The following is an 18,758-nucleotide window of genomic DNA, read 5'->3' on the forward strand; positions in this document are numbered from 1 at the left end:
TGTTACCAGCGCCCGTTGCGTGGCCGTGGCTGGCAGACCGGGCAGGTGTGGGACGACCGGTTCATGAACTGGTCCCGACGAACGATCGCGTTGATCCCCGCTTCGGCGCACCGCTTGCAGGGCTCGCCCTGGCGGCCATAGGCGTTGAGGGACCGGTCAAAGTAGCCTGAGGCGCCGTTGACGTTGACGTACAGCGAGTCGAAGCTGGTTCCTCCTGCGGCGAGGGCATCGAGCATGACCTCCCGGGCGCTGTCCAGGACGCGCCGCGCCTCGCTGCGGCGAAGGGTGTCGGTGGGCCGGGCGAAATGCAGGCGGGCGCGCCACAGAGCTTCGTCGGCGTAGATGTTTCCAATGCCGGACACCAGCCCCTGGTCCAGCAGTGCCCGCTTCAGCCCGGTCTTGCGCTTGCGGAGGCGCTGGTAGAAGAGGTCGAAGGAAAAGGACGGGTCCAGGGGGTCGCGCGCGATGTGGGCCGCTTCCGCGGCGATCAGCGGAAGGGGGGACTCTGCCAGGCCGCCGGGGCCGCCGTCGTCCGTGGGTACTAAAGCGGTGACGAACAGGCCGCCGAAGATCCGCTGGTCCACGAACCGCAACTGGTCAGGCATGCCCTCCCGTGGACTGAGGCGGAGGCGGACCTTGAGATGCTTTTCATCGGGGACGTCCGGATCCTGCATCAAAAGTTGCCCGCTCATGCCCAGGTGTGCCATGAGTGCCACTTCCGGCACCGGCGCGGTTTCAGGATTTTCCGGTGCAGCGAGGCAGTCCGTCAGCGGCATCCAGAGGAATTTGCCGCGGCGCACGACGTCGGACACCGTGGCACCCTGGAGGTTGCCGACAAAGTCCCCGGGCCCAAGGGCATGGCGCCGGACGGAGCGCGGATCGAGGACGTCGACAGCACTGATGGTCCGGCCGCGGACCCAGCTCACCAGGCCGCGGCGCACCACTTCGACCTCGGGCAGTTCAGGCACGGAACACTACTTGGCGGTGACTGAGCCCGCGGACGTGCCGGCTGCAGTCCGTGTCTCGGCGCCCGAAAGTACACGCCAGGCGTCGGCCGCGGCTTCCTGCTCCGCTTCCTTCTTGGAATGCCCGGAGCCCTTGCCGTAGGCCGTTCCACCGATGTTCAGCACAGCGGTGAAGGTGCGGGCATGGTCCGGGCCGGAGCCATCCACTGCGTAGTGGATGCTGCCCAGCTGCCGGCTGGCCGCGAGTTCCTGGATGCTGGTCTTCCAGTCGGTGCCGGCGCCCAGGACGGCGGCATCCTTCAGCAGCGGCCCAACCAGCCGCATGACCAACTGCCGCGCGGTCTCGATGTCGTTGGAGACGTAGGTTGCCCCGATGAGGGCCTCCATGGTGTCCGCGAGGATGGACGCCTTGTTTTTGCCGTGGGTGAGTTTCTCGCCCTGGCCCAGGTAGATGTACTCACCAATGCCCAGGCTGCGTCCGATGCCCGCAAGGGCGCGGGTGCTGACGACGGCGGACCGGCGCTTGGCGAGTTCGCCTTCGGGCAGGTCCGGGTTGTCCCGGTACAGGGCATCAGTGACGGAAAAGCCCAGGATGGAGTCGCCCAGGAACTCGAGGCGCTCGTTGGTGGGGATACCGCCGTTCTCGTACGCGTACGAGCGGTGGGTAAGCGCAAGACGAAGCGTCCCGGCGTCAATAGTGACACCGAGACGCTTCAGAAGCTCTTCAGTTGAAGACATCAGTCAGCCTGTTGGGGCCGATTAGACGTCAGCGACCTTGCGGCCCTTGTACTCAAGGAACAGCGCGGTGCCAGCAGAGTCGGTAACGACCTTTGCCTGGTGCGGCAGGCTGTAGGTGACCTGGCCGTTCTCAACGGTCTTCACCAGGTGGGGGGCGGTCGCCTTCCACTGCGAGCGGCGGGCGCGGGTATTCGAGCGAGACATTTTCCGCTTGGGAACAGCCACGGCTAACTCATTTCTCTCTAGACAAACACGTACAAATCAATTTTGCCGGTCAGGCTTAGCCATATCAGCTAGGGCAGCCCAGCGAGGATCCAGGACCTCGTGGTGGTGCCCCGGCTCGTCTTCCAGGCGAGCTCCACATTCGGAGCAAAGGCCCTGGCAGTCTTCCCGGCACACCGGCTGGAACGGCAGATTGGTGACAACTGCGTCCCGCAACACCGGTTCAAGATCGATTACATCGTGCTCGACTCGACGTTGCTCTTCATCTTCTTCTCCGTCCGAGAGCGCAGTGCCCTCGTAGAAGAAAAGTTCTTGCACATTGACCTCAAGGTCATACGCAAGGGGATCCAGGCATCGGCCGCACTCGCCGGTTACTTCGGCGAGTGCGGTTCCTGATACCAGAATTCCTTCGTGTACGGCCTCCAGTCTCAGGTCGAGCTCGACATCCGAGCCTTCCTGAACACCAATGAGCGCCACACCAAGATCACCCGGTGCGGGTACATGTTCCTTCAGTGTCCGCATGCTTCCCGGGCTGCGCCCGAGGTCCTTGACGTCGAACGCCAGGGGCGAACCAGCATCTCTGTTAATGAGAACTCCTGTTGAACATATGACCGACGTACCATCTTAGCCTGAAGAACCATGGTGACTCAAACCGGCAGCGGGCAGCGCCGAAGTACCGATCCAGCCTACCGCTTCGGCTGCTGATCCGGCGAAGGCTCGCCGGAAACCATGCGCCGGTGCACCGACCGGGGCACATAGTCCGAGACGCTGCCGCCCAGGACAGCCACTTCCTTGATCAGGGTGGAGGACAGATGGACGTAGCTGGCCTCTGCCGGGAGGAAAACTGTCTCCACCCCGCTCAACTGCCGGTTCATGGTGGCCATGGGAAGCTCGTAGTCAAAGTCCGACGACGACCGGAGCCCTTTGACGATGGCGGAGACGCCCCGCTGGCGGCAGTACTCCGCCAGGAGCCCCTCGCCCACGGGTTCCACCACGATGCCCTTGAGCAGCGCCAGGGTCTCCCGTGCCATTTCCAGCCGTTCCTCCAGGGTGAACATGTACTTCTTCGCGTAGTTCGTGGAGATGGCCACGATAACCTCGTCGAACAGCCCGGCAGCCCGCGCAATGACTTCGAGATGGCCGTTGTGGATGGGGTCGAAGGATCCGGGGCACACAGCGCGTCTCATGCTCCGAACCTACCGCATGGAAAGGCCGGGATACCATGGCTGGATGCATCCACCCCGGGATCTTTCCACCCCCCTGGCACCTGCTCCCTGGCAGCGCACCGCGCTCGGAGCAAACCTCCTGGCGCCGGACGGCGGACTCGGAGTCACCATCTTCGAAGAGATGACTACCCTGGCCGTCCAGACGGGCGCCATCAACCTGGGACAGGGCTTCCCCGATGAGGACGGGCCGGCGGAAATCAGGGATGCGGCGCGGGCCGCCATTGCTGCCGGGGCCAACCAGTATGCGCCGGGCAAGGGCCTTCCGGAACTCCGGGAGGCAGTGGCCGCGCACCAGGAGCGCTTTTACGGGCTGGCGCCGGACCCGGCAACGGAAGTCATCATCACTACCGGGGCTACCGAGGGCATCGCCGCCTCCTTGCTGGCGTTCGCCGGGCCGGGCGACGAGGTCCTCACGTTTGAACCGTTCTACGACTCCTACGGCGCGGTGATTCGACTTTCCGGAGCCACCCACACCACCGTCCCCCTGGCGGCCCCGGATTTCATGCCGGACCTGGCCGCGGTGGAGGCAGCCTTCAGCGAACGGACGCGCGTGGTGCTGCTGAACAACCCGCACAATCCCACCGGCGCCGTCTTTCCGCCCGCTGTCCTGCAGCGGGTGGTGGACCTTGCAGCCAAGCACGGCAGTATCATCATCACCGACGAAGTGTACGAGCACCTCACCTTCGGCGTGAGCCATATCCCGGCAGCCACCCTTCCGGGCGCCGCTGCCCGGACCATCACCATTTCCTCCGCCGGCAAGACGTTTTCCCTCACCGGCTGGAAGATCGGCTGGCTGAGCGGTCCCGAGGAGCTGGTCGCGGCGGTCCGAACGGTAAAGCAGTTCCTCACCTACAGTTCGGGCACCCCCTTCCAGGCAGCGATCGCCCAGGGACTGGCCCTGCCGGATGGGTTCTACACCGGCATCGCCTCTGCTCTGGAGCAGAAGCGGGACATTCTCAGCGCAGGGCTCCGGGCTGCGGGCTTTGACGTCTTTACTCCGCAGGGAACCTACTTCGTCAATGTAAATACAGCTCCGCTGGGCATCACGGATGCGCTGGACCTGGCCCGGCGACTGCCGGCACTGGTGGGGGTCGCCGCCATCCCAGTTCCGGTCTTCTGCCACCCGGAAGGCGCCGAACGGACACGAAGCCTGCTCCGCTTTGCCTTCTGCAAGAAGACGGAAGTCCTGGAGGAGGCCGCCGAGCGGCTGGCAACCCTGCGCGGCAGGCTCTGATGTCCGGCCGCGGCGGCGGTGCCGCCAGCCGCTTCCTGCGGACCACCGGCCAGCACGCCACGATCGAACCCGACGCCTTTACCGATGGCGGCTACGTCCTCAGCATCGGCGGCGCTGAACAGTCACACGTCAACCTTGACCGGCCGGAAGACATCTTCTACGAGTACCTTCGCCGGATCGGGCACCTGGTGGATCTGGCGGCACCGGCAGGGGAACAGATCAGGGCGCTCCACCTTGGAGCAGGGGCTCTGACACTGGCGCGGTACATCCAGGCCACCCGTCCGGGCTCAACCCAGTACGCGGTGGAGCTGGAACGTGAACTGCTGGACTTTGTCCTGCGGCACCTTCCGATGCCCGAAGGGACGAACCTGACCACCGTCATCGGCGATGCCCGCGAAGCGCTCGGTGCGCTTGACCCGGGCCTCACCTTCGACGTCGTGATCCTGGACATCTTCTCCGGCCCTGAGGCACCGGGGCACATAGCCAACAGCGGTTTCTACCGCGAGGCCAGGGAGCGCCTGGGCCCGGAAGGGCTCCTGATCGTGAATGTGGGCGACGAACCGGCGCTCACCCTCGTCAGGAGCCAGGTGGCGGCGATGCGCGGGGCCATGGCGGATGTGGGTGCCGTTGCCGAGGCCGGCATGTTCCAGGGCAGGTATCCGGGAAACATCATCCTTGCGGGAACCCAGGGCCCGTGGCCGGAATCGTGGACAGCTGAGCTGACAGCGCGGGGCCCCCACCCCGCAAGGGTCCTGGCCGGAGTGGACCTGGACCCTTTCTCGGCCTAGGCGCCCGGGGACTCAGCCCCGTCAGCGTCAGCAAGGTCACCGTCGGCCAGGTCACCGGGGGCGATGGCGTCGGGAACGAACGGCTCCGCGAACCACAGCCTGGTCTCCCCGTATTTCTTTTCGGCGAACCTGGTCATCCCCACCGGCCAGCCCGGTTCCGGTGACCGCGAGGAGCGTTCCACCACCACCACGGCTCCGGGGCCAAGGTGGGCCGCAAGCTTCTGCAGCACCGCTGAGAGCGTTCCGTCCTCCAACGGATACGGCGGGTCCAGGAACACCAGGTCCCAGGCGGCCGTTGGTGCCGCGCGGTCAAGGAACGGTTCCACCTTTGAGCGGTGGACGGTAACGGTTTTCTGGCCCAGCACTCCATTGATGAGGTCCGCGTTGCGCTGGCACACGGCGCTGGCCTTGGCTTCCGACTCGACCAGGTCCACCGCCCGCGCTCCCCTGCTGCCGCTTTCCACGCCCAGGGCGCCGGAACCGGCATAAAGATCCAGCACCCGGGCGCCGGCAATCACGCCAAAAGCATCGAGGCGGGAGAACAGCGCTTCCTTGACCCGGTCCGTCGTAGGCCGGGTCAACGATCCCGGAACAGCTGCCAGCGGTGTGCCGCCGGCGGCCCCGGCGATGATCCGCGTCACGTCGCCCACCGTGACCCGGCGGCGCCCGCTGCGCCCTCGTTGCTAACCGCGTTCAAGGAACGCCTCCTTCTCGGGGTTGAGGTACTGCTCAATGGCATCGGCGAGGCCGGGATGGCCGGCCAGCAGCGGGTCACCGCCGACGATTGCCTGGGCGTCGTCCCTGGCCCGGGCTATCACGTCTTCGTGTTCGAGGACCCGCAACAGCTTCAGGGTGGACCGGCCGCCGGACTGGGAAGCACCAAGGATATCGCCCTCGCGCCGCAGCTTAAGGTCTTCCTGCGACAGAACAAAACCGTCCGTGGTTGCAGCCACGGCCTCCAGCCGCCGCCGGCTGGGATGGCCGGGTTCAAGGGCGGTGACCAACAGGCAGGTCCCCGGCAGCCCGCCACGGCCCACACGCCCGCGAAGCTGGTGCAGCTGGGAGATCCCAAACCTGTCGGCGTCCAGGATCACCATCAGGGTGGCGTTCTGCACGTCCACCCCCACTTCGATCACGGTGGTGGAGACGAGCAGTTTAATGCGGTTGGCGGTGAACCCGGCCATGGTGTCCGTTTTCAACTCGGGGTCCTGGCGCCCGTGAAGGGGAGCCAGCGGAACTCCCGCCAATGAGGGCTCAGCCAGCAGGTGGTCCACGACGGCGGTGACGGACGCGAGTTCCCTGGCCTCCTCCGCCTCCACGCCCGGTGGTGCGGCCTCCCCGGGGCTGAAGTCGCCGTCGTCGTCGGTTCCGATCTTGGGACAGACCACGTACACCTGGTGGCCGGCGTCGATTTCCTCCCGGGCGCGTGCCCAGATCCGTGCCGCCCAGGCAGGGTTCTCCGCGAGGCCCACGAGATGGGTGGTGATGGGGGCCCTGCCTTTGGGCAGTTCATCGAGGGTGGAGGTTTCGAGGTCACCAAACACGGTCATTGCCACGGTGCGCGGAATGGGCGTGGCGGTCATGACCAGCAGATGCGGCGGCTTCCGGGCCTTGGCCCGCAGGGCATCGCGCTGTTCCACGCCGAAGCGGTGCTGCTCGTCCACCACGATCAGGCCGAGGTCGTAGAACGAGACGTTGTCGCTGAGGAGGGCGTGGGTGCCGATGATGATCCCCGCCGTCCCCGAGGCCGCATCCAGCATGGCTTGCTTCCGTGCCGCCGTGGGCATGGATCCGGTTAACAGCGTGACCTGCACGGATGGCCCGTTGCTTCCGGCCAGGCCGCCAAGGAGTCCGTCGCTGGAGAGCGAACCCAGGGTGCGGCGGATGGAGTCGTAGTGCTGGGCTGCGAGCACCTCGGTGGGGGCCAGGAGCGCGGCCTGGCCGCCGGCGTCCACTACCTGGAGCATGGCCCGCAAGGCCACGACGGTCTTTCCGGAGCCCACTTCGCCCTGGAGCAGGCGGTTCATGGGCGTGTCCTGCGCCAGCTCCCCTGCGAGGGTCCTGCCGACGGCGGCCTGGCCGGCCGTGAGGGTGAAGGGCAGCGCCTGGTCGAAGGCGGCCAAAATGCCTTCTCCGACAGGGCGCCGGGCGGTGGCTTCCTCAGCGGCGAGCTGGGCCCGGCGCCTGGCAAGCGCTGACTGCAGCACCAGGGCTTCCTGGTAACGGAACCGGTCGCGTGCACGCTTCCAGTCGGCGGCGGTTTCAGGCACGTGGATGAGGCGGTAGGCGTCGGCCACGGGCAGGAAGTCTTCCCGGGCCGCGACCACCGGGGGCACCGGGTCCGGCACCGCGCCAAGGTCCGAGGTCTCAAGCAGCGTCGCGATCACCTTCTGGATGTTCCAGCTGGGCAGCTTGGCCGTGGCCGGATAGACCGGAATGGGCATGGCCGCAAGCTTTTCGGGATCCTGGCCCCCATCGCTGAAGGGATCTTCGTCCAGGAGCTGGAAGTCCGGGTTGGTGAGCCCAAGCTTCCCTTTAAAACTGGTAACCCTGCCCGAAAACAGGGCACGGCGTCCCTGCAGGAGTTCGTTTTTCGCCTTGAACCCGTTGAAGAAGCTGATTTTGAGGGTCCCCGGAACTTTTCCGGTGTAATCCCGGCCACCCACCAGGCGAAGCCCCTGCTGCCCGTCGTCGTCGGAAACGATGACGTCGGTGATGGTCCCGCGCCGTGCCTGCATATGCCGGGTGCTGCTGGACAGAACCCTGGCAATGAGGGTGACCTCCTCATCCAAAGGAAGCTCCGTGATGGGCGTGAGCTCACCGCGGCTCATGTAACGGCGCGGGAAGTAGTTAAGGAGGCCCTCCACGGTGGTTATGCCGAGATGTTTCTCAATGACTGCCGCCGAACGCTTCCCGATCCGCCGCTCCAGGGCCAGTTCCAGCTCAGCGTTCATGCCCGCCGGTGTTCACCGCATCCGCATCAGGATCCCTGGGCAGGGCCAGTTCGCTGATGGTGATCTGGGAAGGTTCGCCCAGCGAGCGGATAATTGCAGCAGCCGGGGCAGCGTCCGGCACGTGCACGTGGACCCGCCACCGGTAGTTTCCTTCGGCGTCCGGCCCGTTGCCAACCTGGCTCATGATCACGGACTCGCCAATCTCGTCCAGCCGCTGCCGGAGGGTTGCGGCGTTCAAGGGCGAAAGGCTGATGGTGCACATGACTTCCACGCCGTCGTCGTCCGGCAGGGAGGTGTGGATGTGAGGATCGGAGACATCGTAGCCGTGCAGGCCGTCGAGGAGCTCGCCCTGCAGTTCCTGCCCCATGACGGCTGAGCGGAGGCAGTCGAGGATCAGCAGCATCCCCACACCGCCGGCATCCACCACCCGGGCAGACTGGAGCGCATCAAGCTGCTCCTCGGTGTGGATCACGGCGGCCAGGGCCCCCTCCACCGCTGCGTCCAGCGCGAGGCCCAGGGCGTGGTTGCTGTCATCGCCGTCCTGGCCGGCGTCCACAGCCCCAGCCGCACGGGCTGCCGCCTCCATCACCGAAAGCATGGTTCCCGGTACGGGATCACTCAGCGCAGACCAGGCGCGGATCTGGGCACGGTTCAGGGCTGCCGACAGGAGGGTGGACGTCAGCCGGGTGTGCCCGGCCAGTGGTTCGGCAGCAGCACACAGGAAAACCGAAAACAGGGTTCCGGAATTTCCCCTGGCCTCTTCCATGGCTGCCTGCCCGGCCTTGGAGAGGACTTCCCCGACGTCCACGGGGGCCGGCTGGTCCGCGTCCAGCACCAGCGACCGGGCGGCAGCGCGGACCGTGAGGTAGAGGTTGGTGCCGGTATCACCGTCAGCGACCGGGAAAATGTTGATGGCGTTGAGCCGGTCGCTGTGGTTTCCCAGGGCAGTTTCAGCCTTGCCCAGCCACCTCTTCATCGCCAGCGCGTTGGCGGCAACCTTAGTGTGCAAAGTGATCCCATCCCCCGGTGTCCGCGGCCCGGCCAGCTATCAGGACACCCGGGCCTTCGTCGGTGCCGAGTGCATGTATCGAGCCTATCGCAGTGAATCCGGGTGGCAGCTGAACGCCGGCCGGGAATGTGGCCAGCAGCCCGTGGTCCTCCCCGCCGCCCAGGACCCACGGTGCCGCATCTGCTCGCAGCCGCGCCGCAGCAGGGCCCAGCAGGTCCGCCAACTGGGTAAGACGCGCTGGGTCGAGGGCCACCGCGACATGGCTGGCGGTGGCCAGCCGCTTCCCGTCGCGCAGGAGTCCGTCCGAGATATCCAGCATCGCCGTGGCACCTGCCGCGCGGGCTGCCGGGCCGGCTTCCAACGGCGGCCGCGGACGGCACTGCAGGTCCACAAAGGCCTGCTCGGCAGGGGTGAGGGAGTCCAGCGGCACGCCCGATTCGAGCAGGGCCAGGCCCGCTGCCGCGTGGCCGACGGTTCCGGCCAGCGCGAGGATGTCCCCGGGCCGTGCGCCGGACCGGAGGACCGGCCGCCCGCCGTCGAGGGTTCCCAGGACCGCAGCAGTCACCGAAATTTCCCGGCCCCGGCCAAGGTCGCCACCCGCCACGGAACAGTGGACTGCCCCGAGTTCCCGGATTCCGGCCGTCAGCCCGTCCGCCAGGTCCTCCACCCAGCGGACCGGCGTGTCAACGGGAAGCGTGAGGCTGACCACCAGGGAGGTGGCATGCGCACCCATGGCGTTGATGTCGCTAAGGTTCTGTGCCGCGGCCTTCCAGCCGACGTCGAACCCGGTGGTGCGGTAGCCGTTGGGCCACAGGAGCCGGAAATCCTGGTCCTGGACCTGGGTGTCGATGCTGATGACGGTCTTCCCATCCGGAGCAGCGACGATGGCGGCATCATCCCCCGGGCCGAGGAGCGTGCTCGAGTTGTGGCCGCCCTCCATATGCAGGCGCGGAAAGATCCGGGCCAGCAGGTCGGCTTCGGAAAGTCCGGCCACGGTGGGCTGGCGGTCAACGCGGTTACGGAGGTCTTCAGGCACGCCACTACGCTACCGCGCCGGGCCGACATTGTGTCCGGACGGGGACTGCGGCGGCGATAGGCTGGAAGCATGCACCATCCCCAGCTGCCCCTGTCCGCCCGCGCCGCCAGGATCGCGGCAGTTGGGGCAATTGCCGCCCTTTCACTGGCTGCCTGCTCCCCCGCCGTTGATGTCACCGCCGCCAAGGACGCCGCCAACCCGGCGTGTGCGCCCATGATGGTGGCCCTGCCTGATGCCATAGGCGATTCCAAACTGCGGAAGACAAACAGCCAGGCCACCGCTGCCTGGGGCGATCCGTCCCTTGTCATTCTCCGTTGCGGCGTCAACGTTCCGGGGCCGACGACCGACCGCTGCGTTACCGTCAACGGCATCGACTGGGTGATCAAGGAAGGCGACCCCGTGTGGACGCTGACCACCTACGGCAGGGAACCCGCAACGGAGGTCCTGATGGACCCGGACAAGATCAGCTCCGCGACAGTGCTGGCGGACCTGGCAGCAGCGGCCGGCAAGGTTCCGTCGTCACGGAACTGCGTAGGCCAGGAGGATCTGCAGAACCTGCCCAAGAGCCAGTAACCGGCCGGTGAGGGCCCACGCCGGCAGGGTTCCCTGGCCGAAGCGGAGCGAGGTTAGGGTGCCGGTGGGGCTCAGCGGAGTCCGGTGTTGCGGTTCAGCGCCAGGTAGATCAGTTCGTCGATGAGGTCGGCGTAGCCCAAACCTGTTGCCGCCCACATCTGGGGATACATGCTCTTCGGGGTGAAGCCGGGCATGGTGTTGATCTCATTGATGATCAACTCGCCCTCGGGCGTGTAGAAGAAGTCCACCCGGCTGAGTCCCTCGGCCCCGACTGCGTCAAAGGCGGCTGCAGCCAGCTCACGGACCCGGGAAATGGCTTCCGCAGGCATGTCGGCCGGGCAGCTCAGTGCTGCGGCGTCATCCTCGACGTACTTGGCGTTGAAGTCGTAGAACTCGTGGGTACCCCCGGCGACTGAGATTTCGCCGGGCATCGATGTCCGTGGCGCATCCGTGCCCCGGCCCTCCAGGACCGCGCACTCGATTTCGCGTCCAACAATGCCGGCTTCGATCACGAGCTTGAGGTCGTGGCGGCGGGCTTCCTCGATGGCGGCGTCCAGCCCCTCGAGGGAGTCGACTTTCGAAATGCCCATCGAGGACCCGGCACGGGCCGGCTTGACGAAGACGGGGAACCCCAGGCGGTCCACCTGTTTACGCACAGCTTCCGGGTCCTTGCGCCATTGCCGGTCGGTCACAACCACATACGGGCCCACGTGCAGCCCGGCAGCTTCGAAGACCACCTTCATGTAGTGCTTGTCCATGCCGACGGCCGATGCCAGGACCCCGGCGCCGACGTAGCGCGTATCCGAGAGCTCCAGGAGGCCCTGGATGGTGCCGTCCTCGCCGAACGGGCCGTGCAGCAGCGGGAAAACCACGTCAACGGCGCCCAGTTCCTGCGGAACCTGGTTGGGCGAGGCCACGATCAACTGGTGTTCCCCGCCGATCTCGGCCAGGGTAACGGTCTCCGACGACGGCACAACTTCCGGGAGCGATGATGCCGCCAGGGACCATTGGGCCGTTTCGGCGGGGGCGAGAACCCACTGGCCGGTCTTGGCGATCCCGATGGGGATGACCTCGTACTTGTCCTTGTTGATGGCACCCAGCACACCTGCCGCCGTGACGCAGCTCACGGCGTGCTCGCTGGAACGGCCGCCAAAAAGCACGGCAACGCGCGGCTTCCTGGTGGGGACCGTTTGGCCTGTGGTGGGTTTGTCTTGGGACATGGTCAGTAATCGCCTTCAGGTTTCAATTCCCGGGACAGCAGAACCGGCCCCAGTTGGTCAACGGACAGCTTGCCTGCCAGCACCGCCACGACGGCGGCAGTAATGGGCATTTCGACGCCGAGCTTGCCGGCAAGTTCATGGACGGCCTGGCCGGACTTGATGCCTTCGGCGGTCTGGGTCATCTTCCGGCCCACCTCCTCCAGCGTCAGGCCCTGCCCCAGCAGCCGGCCGGCAGTGTGGTTCCGGGACAGCGCGGAGGAACACGTCGCCACGAGGTCGCCAAGCCCTGCGAGCCCGGCCATGGTTTTCGCTTCGCCGCCCAGCGCCAGCGCAAGGCGGGATGTTTCCGCAAGTCCCCGGGTAATCACCGAGGCCTTGGTGTTGTCCCCCATCTGCCTGCCCTCGCAAATGCCAACGGCCAGTGCGATGACGTTCTTGACGATGCCGCCAATTTCGACGCCGACGACGTCCGCCGTGGTGTACGGGCGGAAGTAGGGGGCGGTGCAGCTTCTGGCAAGCCAGCCAGCCGTCGCGGAATCCGTGCACGCCACAACGGACGCGGTGGGTTCCTCACGGGCAATTTCCATGGCGAGGTTGGGGCCCGAGACGACCGCGATGCGCTCCTGCGGCAGACCCAGTTCCTGGCCGATGACCTCACTCATCCGGGCATCAGTTCCCAGCTCCAGGCCTTTCATGAGGGAGACGACGACGGCCCCGGGGGCGATCATGTCCTTCCACTCCCGCAGCTGGGGACGCAGCGACTGGGCCGGAACGGCCACCACCACCAGCTCCGCCCCTGTCAGGACCTCCCGGACGTCGGTTGACGCCGTGATGCTCTCCGGCAGGACGATGTCCTTGAGGTAGTCGCTGTTGCGGTGGCTGGTGTTGATCTCTTCCACCACTTCGGCGCGCCTGCCCCACAGCTTGATGGCGCGCGGCGTACCGGTGGCAAGGGCGGCGTCGGCCAGGATCTTCGCGAACGTTGTTCCCCATGATCCTGCACCGAGGACGGCCACTGTGCGGGCCGCTCCCGGCTTTGCGTCAGCGGTCACTGCGCTTCCGTTTCTGCGCCTGGCTGCTGCCCGCGTTCCACGAACCGCCCGTGCTTGGCCTGCTGCTGCTTGGCCGGATCCCAGCGTTCCGCGGGAGGCTGCTCACCGCGCAGTCCCGCCAGGAGCTCCGTGATGGCATCCATGATGAGTTCGGTGGCCTCGCTCAGTGTGGCCTTGTCCAGGGGACGGCCCTTGAAGGCGCTCAGGTCCACGGGATCGCCCACGACCACCCGGGAACGCTTCCGCGGGAACAGGTGGAACCGCTTGCCGTACCGGGGGAAGACCTCGTGCGCACCCCAATGGGCGATGGGCACCACAGGGATGCCCCCCTCAAGGGCAAGCCGTGCCGCGCCGGTGTGCCCCTTCATCGGCCAAAGCCCGGGGTCGCGGGTCAGCGTGCCCTCCGGGTAGATGATGATTGCGCCGCCCTCAGCCACAATCTCCTGGGCCACCTGCAGCGACCGGTTCGCTCCCGCCGTCGAACGCTCCACGGGCACCTGCTTGGTCGCGCGCAGGAGCGGGCCCAGGCCCGGCACCTTGAAGAGTCCGGCCTTGGCCAGGAAGTGCGGGGCCCGCTTCTGGTTGTAGAGCATGTGCCCTACCACCAGGGGATCGATTTCGGTGCAGTGGTTGGGCGCGGCAATGAAGCCGCCCGCGGGAAGCTTCTCAGTGCCTTCCCACGTTTTGGACATCATGACGTTCATCAGGGGCCGGACGACGCTGGCGATGAACACAAATGTGGCCCTGCTCCTGGCAGATTCCTTCACGGTCCCGCTTTACTTCGTGGTGGTGATGTCGAAATCGGCACCGAGGCCGGCAAGCTTCTCGGTGAAGCGCTCGTAGCCGCGGTTGATGATGTCGATGCCGGTGACCCGTGAGGTCCCCGTGGCGGCCAAAGCGGCGATCAGGTGGCTGAACCCGCCGCGCAGGTCCGGAACATCGATGTCGGTTCCCTTGAGCTGGGTGGGGCCGGAAATGACCGCGGAGTGCAGGAAGTTGCGTTGGCCGAAGCGGCACGGAACGCTGCCCAGGCACTCCCGGTGCACCTGGATGCTGGCGCCCATGCGGATGAGCGCGTCCGTGAAGCCGAAGCGGTTCTCGTACACGGTTTCGTGGACAATCGAGACGCCCTCGGCCTGGGTGAGTGCCACCACCAGCGGCTGCTGCCAGTCGGTCATGAAGCCGGGGTGGACATCCGTTTCGAGGACCAGCGGGTTCAGCTTTCCGCCCTTGTGGTAGAACCGGATGCCGTCCTCGCCGATGTCCATTCCGCCGCCGACTTTGCGGTAGGTGTTCAGGAAGGTCATCATGTCGCGCTGGGAGGCGCCCTCGACGAAGATGTCGCCGCGCGTCACCAGCGCCGCCGACGCCCAGGACGCCGACTCATTGCGGTCCGAAAGCGCGCGGTGGTTGTAACCGCCCAGGTCCCGGACGCCTTCGATGCGGATGGTGCGGTCGGTCTGGACGCTGATGATGGCGCCCATTTTCTGCAGCACGGCGATGAGGTCGACGATTTCCGGTTCGGTGGCGGCACCGGAAAGTTCCGTGATGCCTTCCGCGCGGGTGGCGCTCAGCAGGACCTGCTCCGTGGCCCCCACGGACGGGTAAGGGAGGGAGATCTTGGCGCCCTGCAGGCCTTTGGGCGCCGAGATGTGGATGCCGCCGGGGCGTTTCTCCACAACGGCGCCGAACTGGCGCAGGACGTCCAGGTGGTAGTCGATGGGCCGGTCACCGATCTTGCAGCCGCCCAGGTCCGGGATGAAGGCTTCGCCGATCGCGTGGATCAGCGGCCCGCACAGCAGGATGGGAATGCGGGAGTCGCCGGCGTGGGCGTCGATCGCGGTGCTCGGCGCCGTCTTGGCGGCCTTGGGGTCGAGGGTGAGGTCACCGTTGACCGGGTCTTTCTCCACGGTCACGCCATGCAGCTGCAGCAGGGAGGTGACTACCTCGACGTCCTTGATTTCCGGCACGTTCCGCAACACCGAGGGTTCGTTTCCCAGCAGCGCCGCCACCATTGCCTTGGGGACAAGGTTCTTTGCCCCACGGACGCTGACGCGGCCTGTAAGCGGGACACCGCCGCGGATTGTCAGAACACTACTCATATACCGGTTTCCTCACGATCACTAGCCCCCAAAACCTTGCAAAGGCTCCAACCAAGCATAGGAGGTCGCGTTACCGAACCGAAATAAGGGGGCACCGGCGGCGGGGCGTGGCGGAACGGACACCCGCCGCCGGATGGCGCACCCCAGGCTAGGAAAGCTTCGCCGGCAGGGTCTTGGGCTTGAATGCCGGGCGGGTGGCCTCATAGGCCGTGATGTCGGCTTCGTGCTGCAGGGTCAGCCCGATGTCATCCAGGCCTTCCAGGAGCCGCCAGCGGGTGTAGTCGTCGATCTCAAAGGGCGCCACGATGTTGCCGCACACCACGGTCTTGGACTCGAGGTCCACCGTGACCTGGGTGCCCGGGGCGTTCTCGAGTTCCTTCCAGATGAGCTCGATGTCGTCCTGGGCCACCTGCGCGGCCAGGAGCCCCTGCTTGCCCGAGTTGCCGCGGAAAATATCGGCGAAGCGGGACGACAGCACGGCCTTGAAGCCGTAGTCCTTCAACGCCCAGACGGCGTGCTCGCGGGAAGACCCGGTACCGAAGTCCGGGCCGGCCACCAGGACCGAACCGGCGCTGTACGGCTCTTGGTTGAGGATGAAGGAGGAGTCCTTCCGCCATGCCGAGAACAGGGCATCCTCGAAGCCGGTCCGGGTGATGCGCTTGAGGTACACCGCGGGGATGATCTGGTCGGTGTCGACGTTGCTCTGGCGCAGCGGGACGCCAATGCCGGTGTGCTTGGTGAACTTTTCCATGGTGTTGTCCTAGGCTGCGTCGATGCGGATGGCTGCGGGTTCGGGAGCCGGTTCAAGGTCCGACGGCGAGCTGAGCGTGCCGCGCACGGCCGTGGCTGCGGCCACCACCGGCGAGACCAGGTGCGTGCGTCCGCCCTTGCCCTGGCGTCCTTCGAAGTTGCGGTTGGAGGTGGAGGCGCACCGCTCCCCGGGCTCCAACTGGTCCGGGTTCATGCCCAGGCACATGGAGCAGCCGGCGAAGCGCCATTCGGCACCGAAGTCCTTGAAGACCTTGTCCAGGCCCTCGGCCTCTGCTTCGAGCCGGACGCGGGCCGAGCCGGGCACTACCAGCATGCGGACCTGCGGATCCTTTTCGCGGCCGCGGATAATGTCCGCGGCGGCGCGCAGGTCCTCGATCCGGGAGTTGGTGCAGGAACCGAGGAAGACCGTGTCCACCCGGATGTCCTTCATCGGCGTGCCGGCTTCGAGCCCCATGTACTGCAGGGCGCGCTCCGCGGCGGCCTTGGCGTTCTCGTCGCCGAAGTCCCCGGGGGACGGAACGGACTGGGACAGCGATACGCCCTGGCCGGGGTTGGTTCCCCAGGTGACGAACGGCTCCAGCGTGTCGGCGTCCAGGTCCACCTCGACGTCGAAGGTGGCGTCGTCGTCGGTCCTCAATGTGTTCCAGTACTCGACGGCGGCGTCCCAGTCAGCGCCCTCCGGCGCGTGCGGGCGGCCCAGCATGTAGTCGTAGGTGGTCTGGTCGGGTGCCACCATGCCCGCCCTGGCGCCTGCCTCGATGGACATGTTGCAGATGGTCATCCGTGCTTCCATGGACAACGCCCGGATGGCCGAGCCACGGTATTCGAGCACATAGCCCTGGCCGCCGCCGGTGCCGATTTTCGCGATCACGGCGAGGATAATGTCCTTGGCGGTAACGCCCGGGCGCAGCGTGCCCTCCACGTTGATGGCCATGGTCTTGAACGGCTTCAGGGACAGCGTCTGGGTGGCCATGACGTGCTCCACCTCGGACGTGCCGATACCCATGGCCAGCGCGCCGAACGCACCGTGCGTGGAGGTGTGCGAGTCGCCGCAGACAACCGTCATGCCGGGCTGCGTGAGTCCCAGCTGGGGACCTACGACGTGGACGATGCCCTGTTCGGCGTCGCCCAGGCTGTGCAGCCGGACCCCGAACTCCGCGCAGTTGTTGCGCAGGGTCTGGATCTGGGTGCGGCTGGTGAGGTCGGCAATGGGCTTGTCGATGTCCAGCGTGGGGGTGTTGTGGTCTTCGGTGGCGATGGTCAGGTCCGGCCGGCGCAGCTTGCGGCCGGCCAGGCGCAGGCCTTCAAAGGCCTGCGGGGACGTGACTTCGTGGACCAGGTGAAGGTCGATGAAGAGAAGGTCAGGCTGGGCGTTGGCACCATCGCCGTCACCTTTGCGCACCACGTGTGCGTCCCAGACTTTCTCGGCCAATGTCTTTCCCATGGCCCTCTCCCTTCACTGCTGTTTGGCTGAATGGTCCAACTGAATCAGGAGGGCTCCACACCGCGCCACCCGAAAGATTTGCATCTCAGATAATGAGACGGCAATATCATTACATGGACAATTCTAGTGGAGTCGGTGTCATTGATAAAGCGGCCCAGGTGCTCGACGCCCTCGAGGCAGGACCCACCACCCTGGCGCAGCTCGTGGCGGCCACAGGCTTGGCCCGGCCCACTGTCCACCGCCTCGCTTTGGCGCTGGTGCACCACCGGCTCGTCAGCCGCGACATCCAGGGCCGCTTCGTGCTCGGCAGCAGGCTTGTTGAGCTCGCCTCGGCAGCCGGCGAGGACCGCCTGATCGCCTCCGCCGGCCCGGTCCTGATGCAGCTGCGCGACGCCACGGGCGAGAGCGCGCAGATTTTCCGCCGCCAAGGCGACTGGCGCGTCTGCGTCGCCTCCGCCGAGCGGCCCATCGGGCTTCGCGACACCATCCCCGTCGGCACACAATTGTCCATGAAGGCAGGTTCCGCGGCCCAGGTCCTGCTGGCGTGGGAAGACCACGACCGGCTCCTGGAGGGCCTGCAGTCGGCCCGCTTCACGCCCACTGTCCTGGCAGGAGTACGACGGCGGGGCTGGGGGCAGAGCCTGGGCGAACGCGAGCCGGGGGTCGCGTCCGTCTCGGCACCGGTGCGGGGTCCGTCCGGCAGGGTGATCGCCGCCGTCTCCATTTCGGGCCCGATCGAACGCCTGACCCGCCAGCCGGGACGCCTCCACGCCGAAGTGGTCTGCAATGCAGGACGCATCCTGACCGAGGCGCTGCGGAAGAACAACGACTAGGACCTTCCCTCCCCCGGCGTCCGCGCCGCTAGGCTGTGGCCATGGGCAGCTACGCAGTGTTCCTCCGCGGCATCAACGTAGGCGGAATCAATATCAAAATGGCGGACCTCAGGGGCGCGCTGAAGAACTGTGGTTTCGAGGACGCGAAGACCCTGCTGGCGAGCGGCAACGTGGTGCTGTCCAGCAGCCTGGACGCGGCAGCCGTGAAGCGCGAGTGCGAAAAGTGCCTCCGTGCGGCCTTTGGCTACGAAGCCTGGGTGGTGGTCCTGGAAGCCGGGCGGGTGGGCCACCTGGTGGAAGCCTGCCCTTACCCTGACGACGACAAGTCCACCCACGCCTACATCACCATCTCCTCGGACACCGCAGTCCTGGACGAACTCGAGGCGGCCGGCTCAGCCCTGGAAGGCCAGGACCAGCAGCGGCTGGCGCCGGAGGCTCTCGCCTGGCTGGCCCCCGTAGGCGGAACCCTTGACAGTCCCTTCAGCAAGATCAGCGCCAAGGCGAAGTTCAAAGCGGCAACCACCACCCGGAACCTGCGCACCATGATCAAGGTCCGCGACGCCGCACGGGCCCTCGCAGCAGGCTAGCGAA

20 protein-coding genes are annotated in these 18,758 nt (G+C 66.5%); 5 read left to right on the plus strand and 15 right to left on the minus strand.

The annotated features are described in order from the left end of the window. Nucleotides 1-2: 2 nt before the first annotated feature. The 5 genes from mutM to coaD form a co-directional block, all read right to left on the minus strand. Nucleotides 3-968: a bifunctional DNA-formamidopyrimidine glycosylase/DNA-(apurinic or apyrimidinic site) lyase gene (mutM, locus tag VIK36_RS13065; RefSeq protein WP_324642221.1), complete on the minus strand. Its 966-nt coding sequence runs from the start codon at nt 966-968 to the stop codon at nt 3-5. 6 nt (nt 969-974) lie between these two features. After that, on the minus strand, nt 975-1,703 hold the full coding sequence (gene rnc, locus VIK36_RS13070) for a ribonuclease III (protein WP_324642222.1): 729 nt from the start codon (nt 1,701-1,703) through the stop codon (nt 975-977). Between the two features lie 21 nt (nt 1,704-1,724). Further along, a complete protein-coding gene (gene rpmF, locus VIK36_RS13075) occupies nt 1,725-1,928 on the minus strand; it encodes a 50S ribosomal protein L32 (protein WP_009356569.1) in 204 nt (67 codons plus the stop codon). A 36-nt stretch (nt 1,929-1,964) separates the two neighbouring features. Then, entirely contained in the window at nt 1,965-2,489 is a 525-nt protein-coding gene (locus VIK36_RS13080) for a YceD family protein (RefSeq protein WP_324645277.1), read from the minus strand. 122 nt (nt 2,490-2,611) lie between these two features. Then, on the minus strand, nt 2,612-3,112 hold the full coding sequence (coaD, locus tag VIK36_RS13085) for a pantetheine-phosphate adenylyltransferase (protein WP_255172512.1): 501 nt from the start codon (nt 3,110-3,112) through the stop codon (nt 2,612-2,614). Nucleotides 3,113-3,155: 43 nt separating this feature from the next. Between coaD and VIK36_RS13090 the strand changes: the two genes are divergently transcribed. Together VIK36_RS13090 and VIK36_RS13095 are read left to right on the plus strand one after the other, a co-directional pair. Further along, on the plus strand, nt 3,156-4,385 hold the full coding sequence (locus VIK36_RS13090) for an aminotransferase class I/II-fold pyridoxal phosphate-dependent enzyme (protein ID WP_324642223.1): 1,230 nt from the start codon (nt 3,156-3,158) through the stop codon (nt 4,383-4,385). After that, on the plus strand, nt 4,385-5,173 hold the full coding sequence (locus tag VIK36_RS13095) for a fused MFS/spermidine synthase (protein ID WP_324642224.1): 789 nt from the start codon (nt 4,385-4,387) through the stop codon (nt 5,171-5,173). The genes VIK36_RS13090 and VIK36_RS13095 overlap by 1 nt, the downstream gene beginning before the upstream one ends. Here the strand turns inward: VIK36_RS13095 and rsmD are convergent. The 4 genes from rsmD to thiL are packed head-to-tail and all read right to left on the minus strand — an operon-like array spanning nt 5,170 to nt 10,172. Further along, a complete protein-coding gene (gene rsmD, locus VIK36_RS13100) occupies nt 5,170-5,814 on the minus strand; it encodes a 16S rRNA (guanine(966)-N(2))-methyltransferase RsmD (protein WP_324642226.1) in 645 nt (214 codons plus the stop codon). The two genes, VIK36_RS13095 and rsmD, sit on opposite strands and share 4 nt — an antisense overlap. 42 nt (nt 5,815-5,856) lie before the next feature. Next, nucleotides 5,857-8,127 carry an ATP-dependent DNA helicase RecG gene (locus VIK36_RS13105; protein WP_324642227.1) on the minus strand — a complete coding sequence of 757 codons (2,271 nt, stop codon included), beginning with the start codon at nt 8,125-8,127 and terminating at the stop codon, nt 5,857-5,859. After that, the gene (locus VIK36_RS13110) at nt 8,117-9,103 is read right to left on the minus strand and encodes a DAK2 domain-containing protein (protein WP_324645279.1); all 987 of its coding nucleotides are present in this window, start codon (nt 9,101-9,103) and stop codon (nt 8,117-8,119) included. Before VIK36_RS13110 ends, VIK36_RS13105 begins: the two co-directional genes overlap by 11 nt. Nucleotides 9,104-9,125: 22 nt before the next feature. Further along, nucleotides 9,126-10,172, minus strand: coding sequence for a thiamine-phosphate kinase (thiL, locus tag VIK36_RS13115; RefSeq protein ID WP_324642228.1), 1,047 nt, complete (start codon nt 10,170-10,172; stop codon nt 9,126-9,128). A gap of 69 nt (nt 10,173-10,241) precedes the next feature. Between thiL and VIK36_RS13120 the strand changes: the two genes are divergently transcribed. Further along, nucleotides 10,242-10,745 (plus strand): DUF3515 domain-containing protein, encoded by a 504-nt coding sequence (locus VIK36_RS13120; protein ID WP_324642229.1) that lies wholly within the window; start codon nt 10,242-10,244, stop codon nt 10,743-10,745. Between the two features lie 71 nt (nt 10,746-10,816). Here the strand turns inward: VIK36_RS13120 and VIK36_RS13125 are convergent, their stop codons facing one another. The 6 genes from VIK36_RS13125 to leuC all read right to left on the minus strand — a co-directional run bounded on the left by VIK36_RS13125 (nt 10,817) and on the right by leuC (nt 17,334). After that, nucleotides 10,817-11,965, minus strand: coding sequence for a D-alanine--D-alanine ligase family protein (locus VIK36_RS13125; protein WP_255172519.1), 1,149 nt, complete (start codon nt 11,963-11,965; stop codon nt 10,817-10,819). A 2-nt stretch (nt 11,966-11,967) separates the two neighbouring features. Then, complete coding sequence (locus VIK36_RS13130; RefSeq protein ID WP_255172520.1) at nt 11,968-13,017, minus strand: NAD(P)H-dependent glycerol-3-phosphate dehydrogenase; 1,050 nt, start codon at nt 13,015-13,017, stop codon at nt 11,968-11,970. Further along, the gene (locus tag VIK36_RS13135) at nt 13,014-13,784 is read right to left on the minus strand and encodes a lysophospholipid acyltransferase family protein (protein ID WP_255172521.1); all 771 of its coding nucleotides are present in this window, start codon (nt 13,782-13,784) and stop codon (nt 13,014-13,016) included. The genes VIK36_RS13130 and VIK36_RS13135 overlap by 4 nt, the downstream gene beginning before the upstream one ends. A gap of 9 nt (nt 13,785-13,793) precedes the next feature. After that, entirely contained in the window at nt 13,794-15,119 is a 1,326-nt protein-coding gene (gene murA / locus VIK36_RS13140) for a UDP-N-acetylglucosamine 1-carboxyvinyltransferase (RefSeq protein WP_255172522.1), read from the minus strand. Nucleotides 15,120-15,267: 148 nt separating this feature from the next. Continuing rightward, on the minus strand, nt 15,268-15,870 hold the full coding sequence (leuD, locus tag VIK36_RS13145; RefSeq protein ID WP_324642230.1) for a 3-isopropylmalate dehydratase small subunit: 603 nt from the start codon (nt 15,868-15,870) through the stop codon (nt 15,268-15,270). A gap of 9 nt (nt 15,871-15,879) precedes the next feature. Beyond that, entirely contained in the window at nt 15,880-17,334 is a 1,455-nt protein-coding gene (gene leuC, locus VIK36_RS13150) for a 3-isopropylmalate dehydratase large subunit (protein ID WP_255172524.1), read from the minus strand. Nucleotides 17,335-17,447: 113 nt separating this feature from the next. Here leuC and VIK36_RS13155 point away from each other — a divergent pair, with 113 nt between their 5' ends. Together VIK36_RS13155 and VIK36_RS13160 are read left to right on the plus strand one after the other, a co-directional pair. Then, entirely contained in the window at nt 17,448-18,167 is a 720-nt protein-coding gene (locus tag VIK36_RS13155; RefSeq protein ID WP_009356552.1) for an IclR family transcriptional regulator, read from the plus strand. 41 nt (nt 18,168-18,208) lie between these two features. Continuing rightward, nucleotides 18,209-18,754, plus strand: a complete 546-nt coding sequence (locus tag VIK36_RS13160; protein ID WP_255172525.1) for a DUF1697 domain-containing protein — start codon at nt 18,209-18,211, stop codon at nt 18,752-18,754. Nucleotides 18,755-18,758 lie beyond the last annotated feature (4 nt).

Origin of the sequence: Pseudarthrobacter sp. LT1, from assembly GCF_035621795.1 — a bacterium.
In the GTDB taxonomy this organism is placed as follows: Bacteria; Actinomycetota; Actinomycetes; order Actinomycetales; family Micrococcaceae; genus Arthrobacter.